We start from the raw sequence: 10,495 nt of genomic DNA, 5'->3' as shown, positions 1-10,495 counted from the left end.
TCCCCTCCCCGCCCGGCCCCCTCCAGCGGGCGTCCGCCCTCCCGTCCCCGCACGATGCGAAGGAGGGTCACCACCCGGCGGCCTTCTCATGAAGGCCCGGCCGCCACGGCCTGTGCTCTCGGGAGGACCTTCCATGACCACCAGTCTGGAGCAGTTGCGCCGCTGCCACTTCGCCGTCGACCTCGGTGCGGCGCGGACGCGGGTGTACGTCAAGGGGGCCGGCCTCGTCGTCGACCAGCCGTCCGCCGCCGCCGTGAACACCCGCACCGGCGCGCTGATCGCGGTCGGCGAGTTCGCCGAGAGGATGATCGGCCGCACCCCGCACTACATCCGCGTCGCCCGCCCGGTCTCCGGCGGCACGGTCGTCGACATCGAGATGGCACAGCGCATGTTGCGGCACCTGATCGGCGACAAGGTCCGCCGTCAGCTGCGCCGCAGGCCGTTCCTGCGGGCCGCCGCCTGCACCCCGCACGACGCCGACCCGCTGGCCCAGCGCGCGGCCGTCGAGACGCTCGTCGGGCTCGGCGCCCGGCGCGTCGAGCTCGTCGACACCCTCATCGCCGCCGCCGTCGGCTGCGGGCTGCCGGTGGAACGGCCCGAAGCCACCATGATCATGGTGTGCGGGGCGGCCGCCACCCAGGTGGCCGTGCTCTCCCTCGGCTCGATCGTGACCGCCGAACGCGTCCCCGTGGGCGGCGAGGCCGTGGACCACGCGATCGTCCAGCACCTGCGCCACGAGCACGAGCTGATGCTCCCCAGCCAGTCCGTCCGGCCGCTCCAGCTGGCCCTGTCCGGCAACGGTCTGACCGCGGACGGCCCCACCTCCACGGAGATCCACGGCCGGGACGTGGCCACCGGCCTGGCCCGGTCCGTGCGGGTCGACACCGCGGCCGTGCGGGACGCCATCGAGACCCCGCTGACCGCCGTCCTGGACGGCATCGGGCGGGTGCTGCGGGACTGCCCCCCGGACCTGGTGGCCGACCTGGCCGACCGCGGGATCATGATGGTCGGCGGCTCCGCCCTGCTGCCCGGCTTCGACCAGATGCTCCGCGAGGCCACCGGCATGCCGGTGCACATCGCCGAGCGGCCCGACATCTGCGCCGCCCAGGGTCTGGGCGCGATGCTGGAGGGCAGGATCGCGCCCCTCACGCTGCGGCCCATCGCGACCGCCTGAGGCGGCCGCCGGTCCCCGCGCGGGAGCGCGTCGCGGGCCCCCGGCCGGCGCGCGGCCGCCGGTCCGCCCTCGTCCCCGGCAGGCCTGCGGCCGTGCGTCAGCCGTACGGCGTCCCGCCCGGTGCTACGCGGCGAGCGTGTGACCGGGGTGCAGGACGACCTTGGTGTAGCCCTCGACCCGCTGGTCGAACTTCTCGTACGCCCTCGGCGCCTCCTCCAGCGGCACCTCGTGGGAGACCACGAAGCTGGGCTCGGCGCGCTCCGCGACGATCATGTCGCGCAGCTGGCGGTTGTACTGCTTGACGTTGCACTGGCCGGTGCCCACCTGCTGGCCCTTCTCGAACATCCTGCCGATGGAGACCAGCAGCTGGCCGCGCTTGGCGTGCTCGTCGGGCGCGCCCGGGTCGGACGGCACGTACAGACCCGGCACGCCGAGCATGCCCGTCGGCCGCACCGTCTCCACCAGGGTGTTCAGGACGACGGCGGGTTCCTCGTGGCTCGCGTCGTGCGCCTGGGCCTGGTAGCCGACGGCGTCGACGCCCTTGTCGGTCCCCTCGCCGCCGGTCTGCTCCTTGATCTGCTCGGCCGGATCGCCCTGGGTGAAGTCGATCGGGACGACCCCGATCTCCTCGGCCTTGGCGAGCCGCTCGGGCACCCGGTCGACGCAGAACACCTTCGCCGCGCCGCGCAGCATCGCGGAGTACGCGGCCATCAGCCCGACCGGGCCGGCGCCGAAGACGGCCACGCTCTCGCCGGGGGACACCCGGGCGAGTTCACACCCGTGGTAGCCGGTCGGGAAGATGTCGGCGAGCAGCACGAAATCGGTCTCGAACGCGTCGCCCGGCGGCAGCTTCAGACAGTTGAAGTCGGCGTACGGCACCCGCAGCCGCTCGGCCTGCCCGCCGGTGTACGGCCCCATGGCCACGTAGCCGTAGGCGCCGCCGGCGAAGCCGGGATTGACCGTCAGGCAGAAGCCGGTCTTCCCGGCGAGGCAGTTCTTGCAGAATCCGCAGGCCACGTTGAACGGCATGACGACCCGGTCGCCCTCGGACAGGGAGGTCACGCCCGAGCCGACCTCCTCGACGATGCCGAGGTTCTCGTGCCCGAACACGATGCCCGCCTCGGCCGTGGTCCGGCCCTCGTACATGTGCAGGTCGGAACCGCAGATGGCGGAGGACGTGACGCGTACCAGCACGTCGTTCGGGTGCTGGATCCGCGGGTCCTCGACGTCCCTGACGGTGACGCTGAAAGGCTTCTCGTAGACGACGGCTTTCACCTGGCTCACCTCCGCGACGAGCGCCGGGTGGCGGCGGGTGGCGGCGGACCGCCCGACCGGGCCCTCGCGGGCACGCGTCGGCGGCCCCTCGGTCCGTCGCGCAGCCCCGGGCGCTCTGACTCCCGCTGACCCTTCCAGGGAACGCCCCTCCCGCACCCGCTGCAACTCCCGCCGTGCGCCGCGCGCGGGGAGGCCGGCGGGGCGGCCACCGCGCCGTGTCCGCCACGGTCGTGCTCCGGAGCCGCACCGGTGCCCCGCGGCGTGCCCGCCCGAACGCCGCGGCCGCCGCCGGTCACCGTCCCCGAACGGCATCACCGCCGGCCGGCGCAGGGCACCCCGTCCGGCACCGGTCCGGGCCGCGGCCGTCGCCGTCGGCCGGCGGCGGCGGACAACGGCCGCCGAAGACGATCGCGCGGTCGACGGCGATCGACGGCGGCGGGTCGTGCCGGACAAGGCGAATCCCGTCCCGCGCTGCATTAACCTCTTCACTTTCCGTCAAGGCGAACTGACTTGCGTCGAACACCCATGGGGGGAGCACACGTGTCGGATCAGCGGCCGTCGCCATCGGACCCGGCGGCGAGCGAGGCCGCCGCGCTGCGGCGGGCGGGCACCTCCCCCCTGCGTCCGGACGATCCCGGACAGGTGGGCCCCTACGTGCCGTTGGCACGGCTGGGCAGCGGCGGCATGGGGCGCGTCTATCTGGCACGCCCCGTCGACGACAGCCCCGGCCTGGTCGCCCTGAAGGTGATCCGGCCGGAGTACGCGGAGGACCCCCGGTTCCGGCGCCGGTTCGAACGGGAGGCGGCCGTGCACGCCAGGCTGCGCACCCCGCACGCGCCGAAGCTGTGCGGCACCGGTTTCCGGGACGAACTGCTGTGGATGGCCACCGAGTTCCTGCCCGGTCCGGACCTCGCGCAGGCCGTGCGGGAGGACGGCGCGCTCGCCCCCGCCACGGTCTGGCAGGTGGCGGAGCACCTCGCGCGGGCCCTGGGCGAACTCGCCGCCGCCGGGATCGTGCACCGCGACCTCAAACCGTCCAACGTCCTGCTCACCCTCCGCGGCGCGCACGTCATCGACTTCGGCATCTCCAGGGCGGCGGAGGCCAGTGCGATCACCGGCACGGGCAACCGGGTCGGCACCCCCGCCTACATGTCGCCGGAGCATCTCAGGACGGGCCGCTCCACCCCGGCGTCGGACGTGTTCTCGCTGGCGGGGACGCTGGTGTTCGCCGCGTCCGGGCGGGCCCCGTTCGGCGACGGCACCGGTGTCGACGTCATGCACCGGGTCGCCTTCGAGGAACCCGACCGGGAGCTGCTCGACGCGATCTCGTCGGCGGACCCGGCGCTCGGCTCGCTGCTGACGGCCTGCCTGGCCAAGGAGCCCGAGCGGCGCCCCGCCCCGGCGGAGATCCTGCGGACGGCCGCACGGCACGCCGGCCCGCCCGGCTGGCCCGACCCGCTGGGCGGCAGGGTCCTGGCCCGGCAGCGGGCGTACGAGACGCTGTTCCGCCTCCCGGTCGACCGCAGGGCCCGCTTAGGCCGCCCGGCCCCACCGCCGGCCTCCCCAGCCTCCCCTTCCTCCCCAGCCTCTCCGCCCTCTCCTCCCTCTCCGCCCGCGGAGCCGACGCCGTCTCCGTCCGCGGCGACAGGTCCGCCCGGCGGTCGGCGCCGCAAGCCGCTGCTGGCCGGCGCCGCCGCCCTCGTCCTCGGTCTGACCGTCGCGGGCGTCTACGCCCTCACCGGCCAGGACTCCCCCGCCACGGCCGACTCCCCCGGACCGGCCGCGACCGGCCCCGGCGGTCCCGGCGCGGCTTCCGGCGGCTCCGGCTCCTCCCCCTCCCGCGACGCCCGCGGCGGCACGTCCGCCCGGGGCGGCAGCGCGGCCCGCCCCGACGGCTCCACCGACGAGGCCTCCGGCCCCCTCGCCACCCCCTCCCCTTCCCCCTCCTCCTCCGACGGCCGTACGGCCGTCCCCATCGCCCCGCCGACCGGATCCGGTGCCGCCGGCCCCACGTCGGCCCCGGCGCCGAGCAGCCCCGCCGCGGAACCCGCCACCGCGCCCTGGAACACCGACTGCACCCACTACCTCGGCAACGGCCGCACCCGCCGGGGCGACACCGGCAGACGCGTCCTGCAGGTGCAGTGCATGCTGACGAAGCGCGGCTACGGCCTCGCCGGCGACGACGCCGGCGACTTCGGCTCCGGCACCGAAACCGCCGTACGCGCCTTCCAGGACGACAGGGGGCTGACCGCCGACGGCATCGTCGGCCGCGGCACCTGGACGGCCCTGCGCGCCGCGGACTGACGGCCCGACGCCCCCTCAGGACGCAACGGGCCAGGGCCGGTTGCGTCCACCCGATCTCTCTTCTCACCCCCGTGACCTGCGGCGAGAGTAGTTCCTGCCACCGGGCGCACCACCCGCTTCGAACCCTCACAGCTGCACCTGCAGGGCAGCTGTCCGGGGAGCGACGTGCCGTCGCCCGCTCACTTCCACGCCGCAGGAGAACACCATGAAGCTGGGCAACACCGTTCGTCGCGCCTCCGCCGCCCTGGCCGTCGGCGCCCTGTCCCTCGGACTGGTCACGGTCACCGGCGGAGCCGCGCAGGCCGCCGCCTCGTGCACCGGTGACGTGTCGGTCTACGGCACGCTGTCGGACGGCAAGCTGACGTACACGCAGATCGCGCCGAACACCGGCGACCGGGTCAAGACGCTGATCGGACCGGCCCTCGGCTTCACGCCCAAGGCGATGGCGACCCTCAACTTCAACACCGTCCTGGTCACCTCGACCGCCGGCGATCTCTACCGGGTGGACGTGCAGACGAACAACACCTCGCTCTCCCTCGCCGGGGTCGAGAAGATCTGGGACGGCGGCTGGACCTTCGACAAGATGGTCTACGACGGCGCCGGCCACCTCTACGGAACGGTCGAGGGCCAGCTCCACCGGTACCTCGTGTCGCAGGACAAGCCCCAGGGCTCGGCGCACATCGGCCAGCACGTCGTCATCGACACCGGCTTCGTCCTGAAGACGCTGGCCGCGGCCGGGGACGACCGCATCCTCGCCTCGACGGCGGGCGGTCAGCTCTACAGCTACAAGATCGACGGCGTGGGCGACTGGACGCGCGCCACGCTCAAGAGCGACGGCTGGTCGGCGGTCGACTCGCTCACCTCCCCGGGCGGCGGCCTCTACTACGGCCGCACCAACGGCGGCATGTACTGGTACCACGACGTCGACCCCACGGACGGCGACGGCTCCGACATCGCGTACCACTCCAACGACCCCGTGGACGCCTCCGGCTGGACCCAGAGCCTGCTGTCGGCCTACGCGAACAACTGCGCCTACGTGCCGCCGGCGCCCACCGCCACCACCGGCGAGAAGATCGCCAAGGTGGCCAACGCCCAGGTCGGCAAGGACTTCAACGACTTCGACTTCCACTACCCGAGCGCCTGGTGCGCCGAGTTCGTCCGCTACGTCTGGGCCAACGTGGGCGGCATCAAGACCTCCGGCGTGACCGCCGCCGCCGGCAGCCTCTACACCTACGGGCAGAACAACGGCACCCTCCACAGCACCCCGAAGGTCGGCGACGCCGTCGTCTACGGCTACAGCGGCGGCGGTGTCGCCAACCACGTCAACCTGGTCGTCGCGGTCGACGGCGACTACGTCACCACGGTCGGCGGCAACGAGAGCGACGCGGTGCGCAGGACCACGTACAACTGGAAGACCAACAACAACCCCCTGAACGCGGGTGACCTCGCGGGCTTCATCTCCCCCGTGGACTGATCCGCCCCCGCTCCACCCCCTGAGAGGGCCCCGCCGGTCGGCGGGGCCCTCTCCCGTCTCCGGCCGCAGCCCCGCAACGGCCGTTCCGGAACGCTGTCGTCCCCCTCTCAAGATCGCCTACGCTCCGTGGAACCGATCGAACCCGCGTGACCGAAGGAGCCCCCACCGTGCGGCGGACCGGCAGATTCCTCACCACCGCGACGACCACCGCGGCAACCGCGCTGACCGGCCTGCTCCTCGCGTCGGCACCCGCCGGGGCGGCGCCGAACTGGCAGACGGTGTCCACCGGCCCCACCTGGAGCTGCGCCCCCACCGTCGGCCACGCCGCCAAGGCCGGCGTGGGCTTCCAGGCCTGCCTCGTGCGCAACGCGAACGACGACGCGCAGACCGTCCTGGTGGTCGTCAACAACTCCGGCTCGGCCGTGACGGTCTCGGCGACCGTCACCTCGGACTTCGCGGCCTCCGCCGCCTGCTCGACGTACACCCTGGCGGCCGGGGAGCGCCGGGGCTGCTTCGGTACGACCGCGCACGTGCCGGACTGCCTGTACGGCGCCGGCCACCCCGACCCCGCCGACCAGACGTACGGCGGGGCCGCCCGGCTCACCGTGAACGGCGTGACCGGGTCGGCCGTTTCACCGAGGACCGGCTGCATCCCCGTCTGAGGCACCGCGGCCCCGGCGGCCCCGGTCCGGACGGCGCACGCGAAAGGGCGGCGCCCCCTCGGTCCGAGGGGGCGCCGCCCTTGTCTGTGTCCGGGTGCTCAGTACCAGTTGTTGGCCTGCCAGAAGTTCCACGCGCCGCACGGCGAGCCGTAGCGGCCGTCGATGTAGCTCAGCCCCCACTTGATCTGGGTGAGGGGGTTCTCCTTCCAGTCGTCGCCCGCGACGTCCATCTTGGAGGCGGGCAGCGACTGCGGGATGCCGTAGGCGCCGGAGGACGGGTTGGTGGCGTTCCAGCGCCAGCCGCTCTCGTGGTCCCAGAGCTGCTCCAGGCAGGACCAGTGGGCGGAAGTGGCCCAGGCGGCGTCCTTGTCGTTCATCATCTGCCGGCCGGCGGCCTTGACCTCGGTGATGTCGTCGCGGTCGACCGTGTCCGTGGTGGTGGTGCAGGTGTAGGTGCCCGGCTGGGCGGACAGCAGCTTCTGCGTCCAGCCGCTGGTGTTGACCGGGTCGTCCAGGTGGTAGGAGATGTCGGAGCCGGAACCGTCGGTGGGGTTGGCGTCCTTGTACCAGTACATGGCACCGGTCGCGAGCCGGCCGTAGTAGAGGCCGCCGCCGGGTGAGACGAGCTGGTTGAAGCCGGACCAGCCGGACGTCTTGAGGGCGTTGCTCTTCCAGGAGCCGGCGCCGGTGATCGCGTAGTCGAGCAGACGCCCGTCCTCGGTGGTGGCGCTGAGCCGGTCGTCGCCGGTGGCGGTGAGCGTCTTCAGGACGAACCCGGTGTCGATCTCGGTGCGCACGCCGATGTGCTGGGAGCCCGCGGGCTTGTCCTCGGTCACGTTGTAGCGCAGCAACAGGCCCGCGGCCGTCGTGCCGTAGAGGTGGCCGTGACCGTCGTACGTGAGCTTGTCGTGGGTCCAGCCGCTGTCGGCGATCCTCACCGGCGCGTTGAGCAGGGCCAGGCTGGTGTTGTTGGTCCTGATGTCGACGCGGTAGAGGGCGCCGGTGGTCGACGTGACCAGCACGGTGTTGAAGTTGAGGGTCGCCATGGCCTTCGGTTCGAAGCCGAGGTCGGGACCGACGAGCACCTTGGCGAGGTTGCCGGTGGCCGGGTTGATGCTGCTGAAGGTCAGCCTGCCGTCGTCGAGCACACCGTAGATGTTGACCCCGCCCGAACAGGTGGTGGCCGCTTCGGCGGTGGAGGCGGTGACCGTGAGAAGTCCGGTGGTGAGGACGCCGGCGGTCAGCAGGCCCGCGACTCTACGGCCGGTCGTGCGGATGTTCTTCACTTTTCGGTCCCCCTGGGGCGAGTGCGATCGGTGGGTCGGGCGTCGGAAGGGGGTCGGCGGTGCGACCCGTGCGCAACGTGCGTGCCGCCCGGCGAGGGCGGCGGCCGATCCGCTGCCGGCCGGTGTCGGCCGGGCGGCCGGGCTACTGCCAGCCGGCGTCGGCCGGGGTGACCTGCCGGCCGGCGTCGGCCGTGACGGACTGCCAGCCGGCGTCGGCGACGACGGAGGAGGTGTCGGCTTCGGACGGGGACGCGAGGGCCGGGGCGGTGACGGACGCGGCGGCGACGAGGGAGGCGACCGCGACGGCCTTGACGATCCGAGTGCGAAGCATGACTGGTCCCGTTTCTGAGTCGGTTGCGGTGTCCCGGTCCGGTGTCCGCGTCCCGCGGTGACGCGCGCCCTGGCCGGTGATCAATAGCTTCGCCGCAGCTCAAGGCCGTGAGAAGGGAACGAGGATGGACGGAAGGGGCCTTGGACTCATGTGTCCACGGCGGCCGTCTCAGTCCACCGGCTGCGGCACGAACGCCAACGGCAGCAGCGGGACCCCCGCCCCGGTCAACCGCGCCCCCGCCAACTGCGGTACGGCGCGCAGCAGTCGGCCGCAGACCCTGACGGCCCGCTCCTCCGCCTCGTCGAGCGCACCGGCCACGACGTAGAAGCCGAGCGTGAGCGCGGACGAGGAGCGGGGGTGCACGGCGACGTGCTCGACACGGTCACCGGGGAGGATCGCTGATCGCACCAGGACCTTGACGTCGTGCGGGAGTCGTCCTCCGCACGGCAGTTCCAGATGCGTGTGCACAAGGTACATGCGCTCCAGGGTCGCAAGCGGAGAACCCCTCCGAACCCTTCCGGCATGGCCGGTTGAGGCCTGGGCCCGTTCCGGCCCCCGCTCTCTCCCCGTGACGACGTCCCACCTCTCTGCGAAGATCTTGCTCTGATCGGAGATGTACCGTGCAGAAAATGGGGGCCTCATGCTGACCGCACTCGGACTCGACACCGTCGCGGAGACGGTGTACCGCGCCATGCTCAGAGAGCCGGCGGCAGGCGTCGCGGCGCTCGCCGCCGAGGTCAGGCTGTCCGGGGAAGAGGTGCGCGACGCCCTGGACATGCTGAGCGAACTGGCCCTGGTGCGTCCCGCCGCCGGGGACGCGGGACGGCTCCGCGCGGTCTCCCCCGACATCGGCATGGAGATCCTGATGGCCCGCCAGCAGGCGCAGCTGGCGGCCCACCAGCAGCGGCTGGAGGCCTCCCGGGCGGCCGCGGCCCAGCTCATATCCGAGTACGCCGAGCTCCGTCCGGACGCCAGCCATCCCGGTGTGGAGCAGCTCGTCGGACTGGACCGGATCCGCGACCGGCTGGCGGTGCTCACCCGCGAGGTGACGGAGGAGTTCCTGACCTTCGCGCCGGGCGGGCCGCAGACCTCCGAGAACATGGCCGCGTCCAGGCCGCTGAACCAGGACCTCCTCGGCCGCGGGGTCCGGATGCGGACGATCTACCTCGACAGCGTGCGCACCCACCGGCCGACCGTCGAACACGCCGACTGGCTCTCCGGGCTGGGCGGCCTGGTGCGTACGGTCCCCTCCCTGCCGACCCGCATGATCCTCATGGACCGGCGGGTCGCCATGATCCCGGTCAGCAGCGACGACACCGCCGCCGGAGCGGTCCTGCTGACCGGCCAGGGCACGCTCACCGCGCTGTACGCGCTCTTCGAGACGACCTGGGAGGCCGCCCGGCCGCTCGGTGAGGTCGTCCCCACCGATCCCCACGGTCTCACCGGCCAGCAGGCGACCGCCCTGCGCCTGCTGGCCGAGGGCCACACCGACGAGACGATCGCCAAGCGGCTCGGGGTCTCCCACCGCACGGCCCGGCGGATCGCCTCCGAACTGATGGACCGCCTCGCCGCCCGCAGCCGCTTCGAGGCCGGCGTCCGGGCCGTCCAGCAGGGCTGGCTCCCGGCCCGCCCGTGAGCCGACGGCCGCGGCCCCGTTCCACGGCCCCCCGCCCCGCCGTCCTCCCCCGGGTCCGCGCGAACGGTCCGGACAGGCGCCGGACCGCACCCGCCGGCCGTGCTGGACGGGCGGACGGCGGATGCCCGGTCACCGCCGGTCGGCGAGCGGCCGGCCCCGGCCGGCGCGCGCGGCGCGACGGCCCACAGCCCGGGCACCGCCGGGTACGGCCCGGACCTGCTCCGGCGGTGCGGACTCGGCCTCGGGCCGGACCTCACCGACGGCCCGCGGCCCACGATGCCGGTCGTGGGCGTCCTGCCACCGGCCCCGGCGTGGTGGCGTACCGCGTCACGCCCGGACGGCCCCGCGCCGCA

General features: G+C 73.5%; 9 protein-coding genes. 5 read left to right on the top strand and 4 right to left on the bottom strand.

Going from position 1 to position 10,495, the window contains the following annotated elements:
- Positions 1-133 precede the first annotated feature (133 nt).
- A complete protein-coding gene (locus ACZ5FU_RS29510) occupies positions 134-1,174 on the top strand; it encodes a rod shape-determining protein (RefSeq protein WP_451530342.1) in 1,041 nt (346 codons plus the stop codon).
- Between the two features lie 123 nt (positions 1,175-1,297).
- On the opposite strand, the gene ACZ5FU_RS29505 is transcribed toward ACZ5FU_RS29510, so the two are convergent.
- Positions 1,298-2,449: a glutathione-independent formaldehyde dehydrogenase gene (locus ACZ5FU_RS29505; protein WP_451530360.1), complete on the bottom strand. Its 1,152-nt coding sequence runs from the start codon at positions 2,447-2,449 to the stop codon at positions 1,298-1,300.
- 540 nt (positions 2,450-2,989) lie between these two features.
- Between ACZ5FU_RS29505 and ACZ5FU_RS29500 the strand changes: the two genes are divergently transcribed.
- The 3 genes from ACZ5FU_RS29500 to ACZ5FU_RS29490 all read left to right on the top strand — a co-directional run bounded on the left by ACZ5FU_RS29500 (position 2,990) and on the right by ACZ5FU_RS29490 (position 6,889).
- Positions 2,990-4,753: a protein kinase domain-containing protein gene (locus ACZ5FU_RS29500; RefSeq protein WP_469047423.1), complete on the top strand. Its 1,764-nt coding sequence runs from the start codon at positions 2,990-2,992 to the stop codon at positions 4,751-4,753.
- 205 nt (positions 4,754-4,958) lie between these two features.
- Entirely contained in the window at positions 4,959-6,227 is a 1,269-nt protein-coding gene (locus tag ACZ5FU_RS29495) for a CHAP domain-containing protein (RefSeq protein ID WP_451776283.1), read from the top strand.
- Between the two features lie 146 nt (positions 6,228-6,373).
- Entirely contained in the window at positions 6,374-6,889 is a 516-nt protein-coding gene (locus ACZ5FU_RS29490; protein ID WP_451530345.1) for a hypothetical protein, read from the top strand.
- Between the two features lie 98 nt (positions 6,890-6,987).
- Here ACZ5FU_RS29490 and ACZ5FU_RS29485 read toward each other — a convergent pair whose 3' ends face one another.
- From ACZ5FU_RS29485 to ACZ5FU_RS29475, 3 genes are all read right to left on the bottom strand, one after another.
- Positions 6,988-8,175, bottom strand: coding sequence for an aggregation-promoting factor C-terminal-like domain-containing protein (locus ACZ5FU_RS29485; RefSeq protein ID WP_451530346.1), 1,188 nt, complete (start codon positions 8,173-8,175; stop codon positions 6,988-6,990).
- A 142-nt stretch (positions 8,176-8,317) separates the two neighbouring features.
- Positions 8,318-8,506: a hypothetical protein gene (locus tag ACZ5FU_RS29480; protein ID WP_451776279.1), complete on the bottom strand. Its 189-nt coding sequence runs from the start codon at positions 8,504-8,506 to the stop codon at positions 8,318-8,320.
- A 168-nt stretch (positions 8,507-8,674) separates the two neighbouring features.
- A complete protein-coding gene (locus tag ACZ5FU_RS29475) occupies positions 8,675-8,983 on the bottom strand; it encodes a hypothetical protein (protein WP_451530348.1) in 309 nt (102 codons plus the stop codon).
- Positions 8,984-9,146: 163 nt separating this feature from the next.
- Between ACZ5FU_RS29475 and ACZ5FU_RS29470 the strand changes: the two genes are divergently transcribed.
- On the top strand, positions 9,147-10,142 hold the full coding sequence (locus ACZ5FU_RS29470; protein WP_468642749.1) for a helix-turn-helix domain-containing protein: 996 nt from the start codon (positions 9,147-9,149) through the stop codon (positions 10,140-10,142).
- Positions 10,143-10,495 lie beyond the last annotated feature (353 nt).

It is taken from the genome of Streptomyces sp. NPDC031554, from assembly GCF_055580685.1.
Note: the sequence above shows the minus strand (reverse complement) of the source record. Positions and strands in the feature narration are given on the sequence as shown.